The sequence below is a fragment of the Stenotrophomonas sp. STEN225 genome, from assembly GCF_056756445.1.
Genome location: NZ_JBRRBV010000010.1, coordinates 85,547 through 100,005 on the forward strand (window position 1 = coordinate 85,547; position 14,459 = coordinate 100,005).

Annotated in this window: 12 protein-coding genes; 6 read left to right on the top strand and 6 right to left on the bottom strand. The window is 68.6% G+C overall.

Annotation, left to right across the window (positions count from 1 at the left end; genetic code table 11):
• The first annotated feature begins 87 nt into the window (after nucleotides 1–87).
• Entirely contained in the window at nucleotides 88–708 is a 621-nt protein-coding gene (locus ACVOJ1_RS11830) for a glutathione S-transferase family protein (RefSeq protein ID WP_065174440.1), read from the top strand.
• A 59-nt stretch (nucleotides 709–767) separates the two neighbouring features.
• On the opposite strand, the gene ACVOJ1_RS11835 is transcribed toward ACVOJ1_RS11830, so the two are convergent.
• Nucleotides 768–2,945 (bottom strand): primosomal protein N', encoded by a 2,178-nt coding sequence (locus ACVOJ1_RS11835; RefSeq protein WP_346480470.1) that lies wholly within the window; start codon nucleotides 2,943–2,945, stop codon nucleotides 768–770.
• Nucleotides 2,946–3,358: 413 nt separating this feature from the next.
• Here ACVOJ1_RS11835 and ACVOJ1_RS11840 point away from each other — a divergent pair, with 413 nt between their 5' ends.
• The 4 genes from ACVOJ1_RS11840 (at nucleotide 3,359) to sppA (ending at nucleotide 8,450) form a co-directional block, all read left to right on the top strand.
• The gene (locus ACVOJ1_RS11840; protein WP_128987728.1) at nucleotides 3,359–4,366 is read left to right on the top strand and encodes a hypothetical protein; all 1,008 of its coding nucleotides are present in this window, start codon (nucleotides 3,359–3,361) and stop codon (nucleotides 4,364–4,366) included.
• Entirely contained in the window at nucleotides 4,359–4,928 is a 570-nt protein-coding gene (locus ACVOJ1_RS11845) for a DUF3106 domain-containing protein (RefSeq protein WP_053515743.1), read from the top strand. The genes ACVOJ1_RS11840 and ACVOJ1_RS11845 overlap by 8 nt, the downstream gene beginning before the upstream one ends.
• 125 nt (nucleotides 4,929–5,053) lie before the next feature.
• A complete protein-coding gene (locus tag ACVOJ1_RS11850) occupies nucleotides 5,054–6,418 on the top strand; it encodes an MATE family efflux transporter (protein WP_053515745.1) in 1,365 nt (454 codons plus the stop codon).
• A gap of 109 nt (nucleotides 6,419–6,527) precedes the next feature.
• Nucleotides 6,528–8,450, top strand: coding sequence for a signal peptide peptidase SppA (gene sppA / locus ACVOJ1_RS11855; protein WP_065174443.1), 1,923 nt, complete (start codon nucleotides 6,528–6,530; stop codon nucleotides 8,448–8,450).
• Nucleotides 8,451–8,550: 100 nt separating this feature from the next.
• On the opposite strand, the gene ACVOJ1_RS11860 is transcribed toward sppA, so the two are convergent.
• Entirely contained in the window at nucleotides 8,551–8,763 is a 213-nt protein-coding gene (locus ACVOJ1_RS11860) for a hypothetical protein (protein ID WP_053515748.1), read from the bottom strand.
• Between the two features lie 111 nt (nucleotides 8,764–8,874).
• Here ACVOJ1_RS11860 and ACVOJ1_RS11865 point away from each other — a divergent pair, with 111 nt between their 5' ends.
• The gene (locus ACVOJ1_RS11865) at nucleotides 8,875–9,651 is read left to right on the top strand and encodes an SDR family oxidoreductase (RefSeq protein ID WP_065181584.1); all 777 of its coding nucleotides are present in this window, start codon (nucleotides 8,875–8,877) and stop codon (nucleotides 9,649–9,651) included.
• 38 nt (nucleotides 9,652–9,689) lie between these two features.
• Here ACVOJ1_RS11865 and ACVOJ1_RS11870 read toward each other — a convergent pair whose 3' ends face one another.
• From ACVOJ1_RS11870 to ACVOJ1_RS11885, 4 genes are all read right to left on the bottom strand, one after another.
• A complete protein-coding gene (locus ACVOJ1_RS11870) occupies nucleotides 9,690–10,412 on the bottom strand; it encodes a hypothetical protein (RefSeq protein WP_346480471.1) in 723 nt (240 codons plus the stop codon).
• 25 nt (nucleotides 10,413–10,437) lie between these two features.
• A complete protein-coding gene (locus ACVOJ1_RS11875) occupies nucleotides 10,438–11,112 on the bottom strand; it encodes a DUF4124 domain-containing protein (RefSeq protein WP_128987731.1) in 675 nt (224 codons plus the stop codon).
• A 56-nt stretch (nucleotides 11,113–11,168) separates the two neighbouring features.
• Entirely contained in the window at nucleotides 11,169–11,759 is a 591-nt protein-coding gene (gene tsaC, locus ACVOJ1_RS11880; RefSeq protein WP_080375246.1) for an L-threonylcarbamoyladenylate synthase type 1 TsaC, read from the bottom strand.
• A gap of 105 nt (nucleotides 11,760–11,864) precedes the next feature.
• Nucleotides 11,865–14,351 (bottom strand): DNA topoisomerase I, encoded by a 2,487-nt coding sequence (locus tag ACVOJ1_RS11885; RefSeq protein ID WP_111186261.1) that lies wholly within the window; start codon nucleotides 14,349–14,351, stop codon nucleotides 11,865–11,867.
• Between the last annotated feature and the right edge of the window lie 108 nt (nucleotides 14,352–14,459).

Genomic DNA, 14,459 nt, shown 5'->3' on the forward strand with positions numbered 1-14,459 from the left:
GACGCCCCCGCGCATCATTCCGCACGCCCACATGTACACCGATCAGGCGTATCGTTGCCGCTCGCATTGCCCGCAAGGAATACCCGCATGTTGAAGATCTGGGGCCGTCGCAATTCCAGCAACGTCCGCAAGGTGCTGTGGTGTGCCGAAGAGATCGGCCTGCCCTACGAGTCCATCGAAGTGGGCGGCAGCCACGGTGGCACACAGACGCCGGAATACCTGGCGATGAACCCCAACAGCCTGGTGCCGGTGATCGAGGACCAGGGCCTGCCGCTGTGGGAGTCCAACGCCATCGTGCGCTACCTGAGCGCGCGCTACGCGCTGGGGACTCTGTACGCCGAGGATCCGATGGAACGTGCCCAGGCCGAGAAATGGATGGACTGGAGCACTTCGCGGATGGCGCCGCTGTACAGCGATCTGATCTGGGGCATCATGCGCACCGCGCCGGCAGACCGCGACGAATCGCGGATCAATGCCGCCATCGTCCGCGCCGCCGATTACCTGGCGATGGCCGACGCGACGCTGGCCACGCAGCCGTGGCTGTCGGGCGCGACATTCGCGATGGGCGACATCCCGTTGGGTTCACTGGTGTACGCCTGGTATGAACTGCCGATCCAGCGTCCGGACCTGCCCCACCTGGCCGAGTGGTACGCCCGGCTGCGTGAGCGACCCGCTTACCAGCGCGGCGTGATGTCACCGCTGACGTAAGCGGGAATCGCGCGCGGTAACGATGGCGCCGGGCCATGCCCGGCGGATTCTGCTTGCATTCAATACAGATCCGTCGGATCCACATCCAGCGACCAGCGCACCTTGCGGGCTTCCGGCAAGGCATACAGCTGCGGTACCAGCTGCGCCAGCACGCCGTGCAGAGGCGGGCGCTGTGCCGATGACAGCAGCAGCTGCGTGCGCTGGTAGCCGGCCCGGCGCGGCATCGGTGCCGGCATCGGTCCGTACGCCTCCACCAGCGCCTGTTCGCCCAGCAATCGCCGTGCAGCCAGCAGGAACGCGTTGGCGTGCTCCACCTGCTGCGCTTCGGCACGCATCAGTGCCAGATGCGCGAATGGCGGGAAGCCGGCGGCCTGCCGCTGGTTCAGTTCGGCCTGCGCGAACGGGTGGTAGCCGCCGTTGACCAGCGTCTCCAGCAGGGGATGACCCGGATGGTGGGTCTGCAGCCACACCTCGCCCGGATCGCGGGCGCGCCCGGCGCGGCCGGCGACCTGGATCAACTGCTGCGCGAGTTTCTCGCTGGCGCGGAAATCGGCCGAGAACAGGCCCTCGTCGATGCCGACCACCACCACCAGCGTGAGTCTGGGCAGATCGTGGCCCTTGGCCAGGATCTGCGTGCCGACCAGGATGCCGGCCTGGTCCCCCAGCTTGGCCAGCTGCTGTTCCAGCGCATCGCGGCGGGCGGTGGTGCCGCGGTCGATGCGCACCACCGGGTACTCGGCGAAGGCGGCGGTGAGGTGCTCCTCCAGCCGCTCGGTGCCGATTCCCTGTGGCTGCAGGGCCAGGCTGCCGCAGGCGGGGCAGGCCAGTGGCGCCGGTTGCCGCGCACCGCAGTGATGGCACTGCAGGCGACGGCCGCCGCCATGCACGGTCATCGGCGCATCACAGCGCTGGCACGGCGCCGTCCAGCCGCAGTCATGGCACAGCAGTACCGGTGCGTAACCACGCCGGTTCTTGAACACCAGCACCTGCTGGCCGCGCTGCAGGTGCTCGCCGATGCCGGCCAGCACTTCGGCCGAGAGACCGTCCTGCAGGGGACGCTTGCGCACATCGAGGATGCGCACGCGTGGCGGCCGCGCGTCGCCGGCGCGCTGCTTCAGGCGCAGGTGCAGGTAACGACCGGCATAGGCGTTGTGCAGGGTTTCCAGCGACGGTGTCGCGCTGCCCAGCAGCACCGGAACCCCCAGCGCCTTGGCACGCACCAGGGCGAAATCGCGCGCGTGGTAGCGGATGCCGTCCTGCTGCTTGTAGCTGCCGTCATGTTCCTCGTCCACGATCAGCAGGCCGGCCTGCGGCAGCGGCGTGAACACCGCCGAGCGGGTGCCGACGATCACCCGCGCTTCGCCGCGCGAGGCGGCTGCCCAGACGCGCGCGCGCTCGTTGTCATTCAATCCCGAATGCAGCGCATGCACGGCGATGCCCAGGCGGCCGCGGAAACGCGCCAGGGTCTGCGGCGTCAGTCCGATTTCGGGCACCAGCACCAGCGCCTGCCGGCCTTGGGCCAGGCAGTGGATGATCGCCTGCAGGTAGACCTCGGTCTTGCCGCTGCCGGTCACCCCATCGAGCAGGAAGGGCTGGAACCCCTCCGCGGCGTTGATTGCGGCAACGGCTTCGGCCTGGTCCGGATTGAGGGTCGGGCCGGGCAGCGGTTGCGCGTGCTGTGGCGCTATGCTCAGTGCAACGCGCTCGGCCAGTGCGCGCTTGCCGAGACTGCGCGCCGCGCTGCGCCAGTCCTCCATGCGCGCCCCCAGCACGTCCTCGTCCACGACGGCGTCGGCCAGCAGTTCCGCCAACTGCCGCGGGCGGCTGCCTGCGCGCAGCGTGCCGCGCTGCGCGTGGCCTGCGGCGGTCAGCTGCCAGCCCCAATGATGGGTGTCGGGCAGGGCTTCGCCGTGCCGCAGCGGCCCCGGCAGGGCCGTGCTCAGCACTTCGCCCAGCGGCGCGTGGGTGTATCGGGCCAGCCATTGCAGGCTCTGCCACAGTTCGCCCTGCAGCAGGGGCGCGGGGTCGCACCACGCGAGCGCCTGACGCAGGCCCTGGCCGTCGTCGGCCTGGCCGTGGCCGGCCACCACGCCGATGAGTTCGCGGTTGCCGAACGGCACCTTCACCCGGCAGCCGACCGCCACGTCCGGGGCATCGCCCTGCGGCGACAGATAGTCGAACAGGCGGGGCAGGGGGACGGGCAGGGCGACCTGCAGGGTCGGAATCGGGTCGAGCATCGGGGCAGTGTAACGGGCCGTGTGCACCCGCATGCCGCCCGGAAGGCCCACACGGGGGACGTCGCCGAATCATAAATGTCACCTAAATATCGGTGTCCATTGGAGATTCAGTCTTATCCACACGTTCTGTGGATAACACTGTGCGTTACCGGTCAACGGCTGCGCAGGACGCCGATGGCGACGGCCTCGCCCTTGGGTTGGTCAAAAAATCGCCATACTTTAAAATGCATTAAAATCAATATTTTATGTGTGAAACATTGCTGAAACAGAGTGAATTCAGCGAGATGTCGCGGTTTTGCCGGGCGCCAGCGTGGTGCTGTGCACAACCTGCAGCATGAAGTGCCCACGGACGCAAGTCCTGCCGGGCGCCGATGGCCTGCCGCTATCATGCCGGCAGACCTCTGGAGTGACCGATGACCGCTGTGCCCGCCCCTGTTTCCTCGACCGCGGCCGGTGCGCTGTCGGCGTTTCTGCGTGGCGTAGAGCGCCGCGCCCTGGTGGTGGCGGAGCTGCAATGCGGCGACCCGGCCCGGGCCGAGCAGACCCTGGTGGCGGTGATGCGCGCCTTCTCGGCCGTTGCCAGCGATCTGCCGATGGCACAGTGGCCGACCCGCTTCTGGACCCTGCTGGGGCAGCGGCAGGCACTGCGCGAGCCGGCCCCGGGTCAGTGGCCGCCGGCACTCGCCGCACTGGGCGGCATGGCACCGCTGCCACGGCTGGCCCTGCTGCTGCGGGTGGGCGGCAGCCTGGATGAGAACATCGCCACGCGGGTACTCGATCGTGATGAGGCCGGCTACCAGCAGCTGCTGGCCGATGCCTGCCCGCGTGATGCCCAGGGTCAGCCGGATGCCGTTGCCTGGCGCGGCCTGGCCGAACAGGTGCAGCAGCGCATCCGCGACCTGCCGGCGCAGCGGCTGCAGCAGCTGCAGCAGCCGGCAGCTGCCACCAGCAGCAATCCGCAGGCGCCGACGTCCAGCTGGAGGGCACCGCAGCGCGATGAACGGAGCGCTGCCAGCCCCCGGCGCCGGCGCCCCGATGCCCGACCGCGCTGGCGCGGGCCGGCGATCCTGCTGCTGACGGTGGCAGTACTGCTGGCAGCCGCTCTGGGCTGGCGCCATTGGAGCGGTCGGTCGCTGGTGAGCGATGCGCCGCTGCCGGAGGGGGTGGTTGCCGAGGCCGGCCCGGTCACGGTCGAGGCGCTGCCGCCGAGCACGGTCGCTGCCACGCCGCAGGCGGACAGCGCCCCGGCCAGCGATGACGCAGCAATGCTGGCCGACCGCGATTATCCGTTGCTGGCCGAGGCCGATCTGTATGCCTGGACGGCCGCCGGTGGTCCGCTGCCGGTGGACGAGTCGCAGACCAAGCCGAGCCGGCCAGAGCCGGCCAGCGCAGTGCTGGAAACCGCCGCCGCCGATGAATAAGTCCGTGATCACCAGCCTGCTGCTGGCCATCCCGTTGTCGCTGTCCGCAACGCCCCAGACCCTGAATGTTCCACTGCCACCCGCGCCGGCGGCCACGCCCGCGGTCCCGCCATCGGCGGCACCCACCGCGTTCGTCCAGCTCGACGCGCAGCAGCAGCGGCAGCGCCGCGCCGACTACGCCGCTTGGCGCGCGCTGCCGGAAAGCGAGCGCGAACGCATCCGTCAGGCGGCCACGCGGTTCGCCGCACTGCCGGCCGCACAGCAGGAGCGCCTGCGCTCGCAATTCCAGGCACAGGACCAGGCGTTCCGCGATGGCTGGCGGCTGGGGCCGCAACTGGGCGTGGAGTTTCCCAAGCTGCATGGGCTGTTCGGCTTCCTGCCACCGCAGCAGCGCGACAGTGCACTGGCCGTGCTGCACCAGCTCAGCCCGGCACAGCTGGCGCAGTTGGCGCTGGTGGCCCAGCGCACGCCGCCGCAGGAACGCGATGCGGTGCGCAGCGCGTTCCTCGCCGTACCTGCTGCGGAACGAGACGCCTGGCTCAAGCGCCAGGCCGGCCAGTAAGCGCGCGGTCAAACCCAGCGTTCACGCCATGTCATGGGAATGAACGCACCGCGCGCGTAAGATGACGGCCCGCAACCCGGTGCCTGTGCCCTTCGCGCGCAACCGCAGTTCGCGTTCTGCATCCCATGTCCAACGCAACCTCCACGCCGCGCTTCAGCAAGGAAGTCGGCGCCACCGGTCTGCTCGCCCTGCCGCTCGTGCTCGGGCATGTCTCCACCGGCCTGATCTCCTTCGTCGACAACGTGATTGCCGGTCATCACGCCACCTCAACCCTGGCGGCCGTGACCATCGGCACGGCCCTGCTCTGGCTGCCGATGCTGATTCCGATCGGCACGCTGATCTCGCTGACCGCCTCGGTATCACAGCTGCACGGCGCCGGCCGCGAGCGCGAGATCGGTCCGCTGTTCCGGCAGGCGTTGTGGCTGGCGCTGGGCCTGGGCCTGATCATGTTCACCTTCCTCACGGTGGTGCCGCCGCTGCTGCCCGCCTTCGGCATCGCGCCGGACATCGTGCCCGGCGCAACAGCGTTCCTGCATGCGGTGCGCTGGGGCGGGCCGGCGCTGACGCTGTACTTCTGCATGCGCTATCTCAGCGAGGGCATGCACTGGACGCTGCCGACCATGTTGATCGGCTTCGGCGGCCTGGTGGTGCTGGCGCCGATGGGCTACGTGCTGGCCAACGGCAAGCTGGGCTTCCCGGAGCTGGGTGCCGAGGGCCTGGGTATCGCCTCGGCGGTGATGATGTGGTTGCAGGCAAGCGCATTCGCCCTCTATCTGTGGCGTACCCGGCGATTCGCCCATCTGCAGCTGTTCTCGCACTTCGAGTGGCCGCGCTGGAAGGCGATCTGGGACCTGCTGCGCACCGGTCTGCCGATCGGCATCACCGTGCTGATGGAAGGTGGGTTGTTCATCGTCACCGCACTGCTGATCGGCCGCCTCGGCGCCAACGAGGCGGCAGCCCACCAGATCGCGATCAACGTGGCGCAGCTGTGCTTCATGATCCCGATGGGCGTGGCCGAGGCCACCACGGTGCGCGTGGGTCATGCAGTGGGACGGGGTGATGGCTTCGGTGTGCGTCGTGCAGCCTGGGCCGGCTACGCGATCATCATGGGTACACAGACGTTGTCCGCGCTGGTGCTGCTGTTCGGCCACGATGCCATCGTCGGGGTGTACACCAACGATCTGGCGGTGGCCGGCCTGGCCTCCACGCTGCTGCTGTACGCGGCCACCTTCCAGTTCCCGGACGGCATCCAGGTGCTGTCGGCCGGTGCTCTGCGCGGCCTGAAGGACACCCGCGTGCCGATGTTCATCGCCATGTTCGCCTACTGGGGCCTGGGCATGCCGCTCGGCGCCGGGCTCGGCCTGGGGCTGGGCATGGGCCCGCAGGGCATGTGGATCGGCCTGATCGTCGGCCTCACTGCCGCCGCCATCCTGATGGGCTGGCGCCTGCGTCGCAGCAGCCAGCGCATCGGCCAGTCCGCGCTGTCCTGACCCTCCGCCCGTCACCCCGTGACGGGCGATCCCCTGACTTGTGTCCGATGCCGCCTCACACGGCACCGGCTATGCTGTTACCACGGCAAGAAGCCATCCGGAGCGCTCCATGAATCAACCCGTGCCCCCGCTGCCCCAGGCGCGTCGCAATCCCGTCGCCAGTTTCTTCATCGGGCTGTGGGACGTCATGAATTTCACCCGCCGGTTGATCCTCAACCTGGTGTTCTTCGGCCTGCTGTTCCTGCTGCTGGTGGTGTTCGTCATCGCTGCCGGCATGGGCGCCGGCGCCAGCAAATCGCTGCAGGACCGCACGACCCTGGTGATCGCGCCGGAAGGGCGCCTGGTCGAGCAGTTCAGTGCCGATCCGGTCAGCCGCGCGCTGGCCAAGGCCGTGGGCGACAACAGCGCCGAAGAGGTCCAGCTGCGTGACCTGGTCCGGGTGATCGAATCGGCGCGCGACGACAAGAAGATCGAACGCGTGGTGCTGGAACTGGACAAGCTGCAGCCCTCCGGTTTCGCTTCGCTGCGTGAAGTCGCCGCCGCGCTGCAGAGCCTGCGCGCGTCCGGCAAGCAGCTGGTGGCCTACAGCGAAAGCATGGGCCAGTCGCAGTACCTGCTGGCTGCGCAGGCCGACGAGGTCTACCTGGATCCGATGGGATCGGTGGTGCTCGAGGGTCTGGGTCGCTACCGCCAGTACTTCCGCTCCGGCCTGCAGGACAAGCTGGGCGTGGACGTGCACCTGTTCAAGGTGGGCGAGTACAAGTCCGCGGCCGAGCCCTATGTGCTCGATGCCGCTTCGCCGGCAGCCAAGGAAGCCGACCTGTACTGGATGAACGACGTGTGGCAGCGCTATCTGGGCGACATCGCCAAGGCGCGCCGGCTGGATCCGGCGCAACTGGCCGCCGGTATCGATACGCTGCCCGAAGGCGTGGCGGCTGCCGGTGGCGATCTGGCCAAGTTCGCCCTGCAGCAGAAGCTGGTGACCGCGCTGAAGACCCGCGAGGAGTTCGAAGACCTGATGATCGAACGCGGCGTGGCCGATGAAGACGCTGAGGGCGGCTTCCGCAATGTCGATTTCGGTCGCTACATGGCCCTGCTCGACGCCCGCCGCAGTCCGGTGGATGCACGCCCGCAGGTGGCCGTGGTGGTTGCCGCGGGCGAGATCAGTGGCGGTGACCTGCCGGCCGGCCGCATCGGTGGTGAGTCCACGTCGGCGCTGCTGCGCGCTGCGCGCGACGACGAGCAGGTCAAGGCCGTGGTGCTGCGCGTGAATTCGCCGGGTGGCGAAGTGTTCGCCTCCGAGCAGATCCGCCGTGAAGTGGTGGCCCTGCAGGCCGCCGGCAAGCCGGTGGTGGTGTCGATGGGTGACCTGGCCGCGTCCGGTGGTTACTGGATCAGCATGAATGCCGATCGCATCTACGCCGATCCCTCGACCATCACCGGTTCGATCGGCATCTTCGGCATGATCCCGAACTTCAGCCGCGCGCTGGACAAGATCGGCGTGCATACCGATGGTGTCGGTACCACGCGCTTCGCCGGTGCGTTCGACGTCACCCGGCCGATGGATCCGGCGGTGGGCCAGGTCATCCAGACGGTCATCAACAAGGGCTACGCCGACTTCACCGGACGTGTCGCCGAAGCACGCAAGAAGCCGGTCGAGGCCATCGATGAGGTGGCCCGTGGCCGTGTCTGGAGTGGCGCGCAGGCGAAGGAACGTGGCTTGGTCGATGCCTTCGGTGGCCTGAAAGACGCCGTGGCCGATGCCGCCAGCCGCGCCAAGCTGGGCGGCGAAGACAAGTTCCGCGTGCGTTACATCGAAAAGGCCGCGACCCCGTTCGCGCAGTTCGTCAGTGGGTTTGCCGGCAGCCGTACCGGTGCCTGGATGCTGTCCGATTCGGGCGTGGCGCGGATGATGCTGGCGCGCACGATGCCGGAAGTGGATACCCAGCTGCGCTTCGTCGAGAACGCCGCGCGCGAGAAGGGTAACGGCGCTCCGGTAAAGACCCTGGCGTACTGCTTCTGCGGGTTCTGAGCACAGCCAGCCACGCGTAGCGTGGATCGACGGAAAACGCCCGGCCCTTGGCCGGGCGTTTTCGTTTGGCGGCGCTCCGCTGACAGCGCCATCGCGGCGATCAGCGCGCTGCGTCGGCTTCCGCGCTGCGCTCGCGCTCGGCGCCATCATCGACGGTCTTCTGCACGGCGCGCGCGCGATCGATCGGTTGCTGCGCTGCACGGGCCAGGGCTTGGGGTTCCGGCGGCCGTTCCGGGTCCGGTGCCGGTGGGCGTTGGCAGCCGGCCAGCAATACAGTCGCCGACAGCAGTACGGACAGGATCAGGATGCGCATGGTGGCTCTCCACGACGGGCGTGCGGCCAGTGTGGCACCGCCGGCAGGGGCGTGCCGTGAGCGCGTATCCTTTCTGCATCGGAACACAGCGGGCGCAGCCCGGGAGGACACATGACCCAGCAACGGTGGCGACTGGACGGGCAGACCGCACTGATCACCGGCGCCAGCGCCGGCATCGGCCTGGCCATCGCGCGTGAACTGGCCGGCTTCGGTGCCGACCTGATGATTGTCGGGCGCGACATCGACGCGCTGGAAACCGCGCGCGACGAGCTGGCCGACGCCTATCCCGACCAGCAGGTGCGCGCGCTTGCCGCCGACGTCTCCGACGACGAGGATCGCCGGCAGATCCTGGACTGGGTCGAGGACCATGCCGATGGCCTGCACGTGCTGGTCAACAATGCGGGTGGCAACATCACCCGCGCCGCCATCGACTATACCGAGGACGAGTGGCGCGGCATCTTCGAGACCAATCTGTTCTCGGCGTTTGAACTGTCGCGCTATGCGCATCCGCTGCTGGCACGTCACGCCTCGTCGGCCATCGTCAACGTCGGCAGCGTCTCCGGCCTGACCCATGTGCGCAGTGGCGTGGTGTACGGCATGAGCAAGGCGGCGATGCACCAGATGACCCGCAACCTGGCCGTGGAATGGGCCGAGGATGGCATCCGCGTGAACGCGGTGGCGCCGTGGTACATCCGCACGCGCCGCACCTCCGGGCCGTTGTCCGACCCTGACTACTACGAGGAAGTCATCGATCGCACGCCGATGCGCCGCATCGGTGAGCCGGAGGAAGTCGCCGCGGCCGTGGGCTTCCTGTGCCTGCCGGCGGCGAGTTATGTCACCGGCGAATGCATCGCCGTGGACGGCGGTTTCCTGCGCTACGGGTTCTGACCGTCACCGCGTTGGGCCCGCGCTACGCCGGCAGGTCCTCACCCCGGTACCGGGCAGTCGCTGGCCTCGAGCACGGCCTGCAGACGCTCGCGCTCGCTGCGCGCGGCGTCGAGGTTCTCCGGCGCGGCGAAGCGCTCGCGCCCCCGGGCGTCGCGCAGGCGCTGCTGCCAGCTGCCGCAGCGCTGGATCTCGGGAACCTCCTCGCAGCGGTCGCGTACCACTTCGCAGCTGGCGGCATTGGCCGGGGTGACACCGCCAAGACCCTGTACGTCGAGCAGCACGCAGTGCGGCGGCGCCGCCTCGTACTCGTGCAGGTAGCGGCTTCCTTCCTCGCTGCTGCACTGGAAGATCGGCGGCAGCGGTGCCCGTGGCGCGCTGTCGCTGCCGCTTGCCGGGTCCGTCCGCGGCGGCAGCGCTGCGCTGTCCAGAATGGTGTCGCCGCCACCAGCGGGTTCGACCATGCCCGCTTCCATGATGGTGCGCGCCTGGTCGACCCGGCGCGGCGTGTCCGCCGCTGCCGGCGACGGCACTGCCGACGGGACGAGCTCCGTCTGCTCGCCGGCGGGCGGCTCCACGCGCGGTGCCGGCGTCGCTGCTGGCGCCGGTACCCGCTGGATCTGCTGCGTGCTGCCTTCGGGGCAGGGCGTGCGCTGCAGGGTGGGAACGTCACTGCTGCCGAATGCGCAGCGGTAGATCACCATGTCCTCGGCGAGCGCGTTTGCGGGCAGCAGCGCCAGAACCAGCCAGAGTGCTTTTCTCATGCGTGCAGCCTACACGGGCAGGGGCTCAACGCCCGCAGTCGCGCGACAGGCGCGCATCGATACCGCGCTGTTCGTTGCTGATCGCGGTGCGCTCGCTCTGCAGCGCGCTGTTGTAGCGGCGGTCCAGCTCCCAGCGGCGATCGCGCAGGCGCGAACAGACTTCCTGCGGCGGCAGCGCATGGCAGGTGTCGCGGACCAGGATGTTGCCTGCCGGCACCTGCACGCCGACGCCGACCGCAGGTGGCCGGTAGATCGGCGGACCTCCGGCCGATGCGCCCGTGGCCGGGCGGGGCCCGGGATGGCCTGGTCCGAAATGGCCGCGCGGCGACCAGACCGTGGTCCACAGCGGGACCCAGCGTGGATTGCCTTCGTTGCTGTCGCTGGTGTAACGCTCGCCGTCGGCGGTAACGCATTCGTACATCGGTTGCGGAGGCTGGACGTAGACGTGCCGGACCTCGCGCTCGATCACGGCCGGCGGCGTGCTGGTTGCGGGCGCGGCGTCGCTGCGCACCACCTGCGGCGCCGGATCACGCGGCCGCTGCAGGTCGCGCACTTCCTGGCGGCCGCTGCTGCACGGCGTGTCCTGCAGTGCCACGGCGCCATTGCTGCCGACACAGCGGTAGACACGCACATCGTCGCCGGCGGTGGCGGTCAATGGCAGCAGCAGGCTCAGGCAGAGGGCGGCGCGCAGCGGGCTCATGGAGGCAGCGTGCGGGATCCGGCGGAGCGGCGCAATCCGCGCGTCCACAGGGCGGCTCAGGATCGCAGGACGTTGCCGCTGAGCGCATCGCGGATCGGCGTCGGCTGGGCCAGGCCGCCGGTCGGGCCGTCCAGGATGCCGTCCAGCAGGCGCAGCAGGCGCGGATCCAGTTCCTCGCGGCTGCGTGCCGGTGGCTCGCCGGCCAGGTTGGCGCTGGTGGAGACCAGCGGCCCGCCCCACGCGTGGCACAGTGCCGCCACCAGCGGGTGGGCGCTGATGCGCACCGCGATGCCGCTGTGTTCGCCGGTGATCCAGCCTGGCGCGCGTGATCCGGCAGGAAGAATCCAGGTGTTGGCGCCGGGCCAGCTGGCCAGCACTGCACGCTGACGCTCGTCGGGCAACGCCTGCAGGCGTACCCAGCCTTCCAGCTGCGCCAGCTCGGCGGCCACCAGGATCATGCCTTTCTCGATCGGCCGCTGCTTCAGCCGCAGCACCGTGTGCACCGCCGCTTCGTGCGACGGGTCGCATCCCAGGCCCCAGACCGCTTCGGTGGGATAGGCGATCACGCCGCCGGAGCGCAGCAGGGTGACGGCAGAATCCAGGGTGAGTTCTTTCATGGTGGCGACGGGCCCGGCATGGGCCTTCATTATCCTCCCACCGCGTGCAGATGGGGTGGACCGGCGCCATCGAGGCGGCGGCGGACCGGGTACTGCACTGCCTGCGCCCGACCCATGGCCGGGCGCTGTCCCGCATCAGGCTTTCTTGACGACCTTCTTGGCCGCTTTCTTCGCCGGTGCCTTCTTGGCGGCGGCCTTCTTTGCCGGCGCCTTTTTCGCGGCCGCCTTCTTGGCCGGTGCCTTCTTCGGCGCGGCTTCCTTCTTCACCGCTGCCTTCTTCGCCGGTGCCTTCTTGGCAGCGGCCTTTTTCGCGCCGAAGCCCTTGCGCACCGGCTTGCCGGTTTCTTCCATCAGCTGCTGCACTTCGGCCAGCGTCAGCGAGGCGGGCTCGCGGTCCTTGGGAATCTTGCCGTTCATCCTGCCGTCGCTGATGTACGGGCCGAAGCGGCCATTCAGCACCTGGATGTCACTGCCTTCGAATTCCTTGATGATCCGGTTGCGCGCGATCTCTTCCTTCTCTTCGATCAGGAAGACGGCGCGGGCCAGGTCGATGGTGTACGGGTCGTCTTCCTTCTTCAGCGAGGCATAGGTGCTGCCACGCTTGGCGAACGGGCCGAAGCGACCAATGCCGACGCTGACCGGTTCGCCCTTGTCCTCACCCAGCGCGCGCGGCATCAGGAACAGCTCCAGCGCGTCTTCCAGGGTGATGGTGTGCATCGACTGGCCCGGGCGCAGCGAAGCGAACTTCGGCTTCTCCTCGGCATCTTCGGCGGTGCTGCCGATGGCGGCGTACGGCCCGAAGCGACCCAGGCGCACGCTGACCGGCTTGCCGGTCTTCGGGTCGGTGCCAAGCTCGCGCGCACCACTGGCTTCGGCACGATCGACCGATTCCTTCTTGTCCTCGACCAGCTCCTTGAACGGCTCCCAGAAGCGTGACATCAGCGGGATCCACTCTTCCTCGCCGCGCGAGACGGCGTCCAGCTCGTCTTCAAGCCTGGCGGTGAAGTCGTAGTCCACGTACTGGGTGAAGTGGCTGGACAGGAACTTGGACACTGCACGACCGACGTCGGACGGACGGAAGCTGCGACCTTCCATCTCCACGTACTTGCGGAACAGCAGGGTCTGGATGATCGAGGCGTAGGTCGAGGGACGACCGATCCCGTACTCTTCCAGCGCCTTGACCAGTGCCGCCTCGGTGAAGCGGGGCGGCGGCTGGGTGAAGTGCTGCTCGGCCAGGATGCGTTCCAGCGGCACGCGGTCGCCGGGCTTCATCGCCGGCAGCTTGCGGCCTTCGTCCTCGTCTTCGGCGCTCTTGCTGTCCTTGCCTTCCTCGTACACGGCCAGGAAGCCGGGCACGACCACGGTGGTGCCACTGGCACGGAAGACGTGTTCGCTGCCGGCCGACAGGTCGACGCTGACGGTGTTGAGCGTGGCCGGAATCATCTGGCACGCTACCGCGCGCTTCCAGATCAGTTCGTACAGCCTGCGCTCGTCGTCGGTCAGGAACCGCGACACCTGCGCCGGCGTGCGCAGCGCCGAGGTCGGTCGCACCGCTTCGTGCGCTTCCTGGGCGTTCTTGGACTTGGTCTGGTAGGTGTTGGGCTGGTCCGGCAGCGAACCGATGCCGTAATCGCGGGCGATCACGTCGCGGATTTCCGCCAGCGCATCCTGAGACAGGTTGACCGAGTCGGTACGCATGTAGGAGATCAGGCCGACCGTGCCTTCATCGCCGATTGCCACGCCTTCGTACAGCTTCTGCGCCACCTGCATGGTCTTGCGGGTGGTGAAGCCGAGCTTGCGCGAGGCTTCCTGCTGCAGGGTGGAGGTGGTGAACGGCGGCGCCGGGCGGCGCTTGCGCTCCTTGCTGGCCACGTCGGTGACGTGCAGCGAGCCCTGCGCCGCCTGTTGGATGCGCAGGCGGGCGGCCTCGGCGGTATCGCCGTCGGTGATGGTGAACTGTTCGAACTTCTGTCCGTCCAGCTTCACCAGCTTGGCATTGAAGTGTTGCGACGGGTGCGCGCATTCGGCGGCGATGGACCAGTATTCGCGCGCGATGAAGGCTTCGATCTCTTCCTCGCGCTCGACGATCATGCGCAGTGCCGGGCTCTGCACGCGGCCGGCGGACAGGCCGCGCTGTACCTTGCGCCACAGCACCGGCGACAGGTTGAAACCGACCAGGTAATCCAGCGCACGGCGTGCCTGCTGGGCGTCCACCAGATCGCTGGCGATGGCCCGCGGCTGGTTGATCGCTTCCTTGATGGCGCGCGGGGTGATCTCGGTGAAGACCACGCGCTGCATCGGCTTGTCCTTGACCAGCCCGCGCTCCTTCAGGATCTCGGCGATGTGCCAGCTGATCGCCTCGCCTTCGCGGTCCGGGTCGGTCGCCAGCAGGATGTCATCGGCGCCCTTGGCCGCCTTGGCGATCGCATCGACGTGCTTTTCGTTCTTGTCGATCACGTCGTAGTGCATGGCGAACCCGTTGTCCGGATCGACCGCGCCTTCCTTCGGGATCAGATCGCGCACGTGCCCATACGAGGCCAGGACGGTGTAGTCCTTGCCGAGGTATTTGTTGATCGTCTTGGCCTTGGCCGGCGATTCGACGATGAGCAGGTGCTTGGGCATGGCAGCAGTGTCTGTGGGGCGAGCCGCAGGGGAGGGGCCGCTAGGGTGGAGCAAACGGCCGCATTAGTGAAGCGGCCACGGGCAAATCCATAAACTGAACGCCCGGTT

Excerpts from the sequence above, each read along its gene's own strand:
- ACVOJ1_RS11885 (WP_111186261.1), bottom strand. The coding sequence starts at position 14,351 with ATGCCCAAGCACCTGCTCATCGTCGAATCGCCGGCCAAGGCCAAGACG.
- ACVOJ1_RS11870 (WP_346480471.1), bottom strand. The coding sequence starts at position 10,412 with ATGAGAAAAGCACTCTGGCTGGTTCTGGCGCTGCTGCCCGCAAACGCG.
- ACVOJ1_RS11840 (WP_128987728.1), top strand. The coding sequence starts at position 3,359 with ATGACCGCTGTGCCCGCCCCTGTTTCCTCGACCGCGGCCGGTGCGCTG.
- ACVOJ1_RS11835 (WP_346480470.1), bottom strand. The coding sequence starts at position 2,945 with ATGCTCGACCCGATTCCGACCCTGCAGGTCGCCCTGCCCGTCCCCCTG.
- ACVOJ1_RS11875 (WP_128987731.1), bottom strand. The coding sequence starts at position 11,112 with ATGAGCCCGCTGCGCGCCGCCCTCTGCCTGAGCCTGCTGCTGCCATTG.
- ACVOJ1_RS11860 (WP_053515748.1), bottom strand. The coding sequence starts at position 8,763 with ATGCGCATCCTGATCCTGTCCGTACTGCTGTCGGCGACTGTATTGCTG.
- ACVOJ1_RS11845 (WP_053515743.1), top strand. The coding sequence starts at position 4,359 with ATGAATAAGTCCGTGATCACCAGCCTGCTGCTGGCCATCCCGTTGTCG.
- ACVOJ1_RS11830 (WP_065174440.1), top strand. The coding sequence starts at position 88 with ATGTTGAAGATCTGGGGCCGTCGCAATTCCAGCAACGTCCGCAAGGTG.
- tsaC (WP_080375246.1), bottom strand. The coding sequence starts at position 11,759 with ATGAAGGCCCATGCCGGGCCCGTCGCCACCATGAAAGAACTCACCCTG.
- sppA (WP_065174443.1), top strand. The coding sequence starts at position 6,528 with ATGAATCAACCCGTGCCCCCGCTGCCCCAGGCGCGTCGCAATCCCGTC.
- ACVOJ1_RS11865 (WP_065181584.1), top strand. The coding sequence starts at position 8,875 with ATGACCCAGCAACGGTGGCGACTGGACGGGCAGACCGCACTGATCACC.
- ACVOJ1_RS11850 (WP_053515745.1), top strand. The coding sequence starts at position 5,054 with ATGTCCAACGCAACCTCCACGCCGCGCTTCAGCAAGGAAGTCGGCGCC.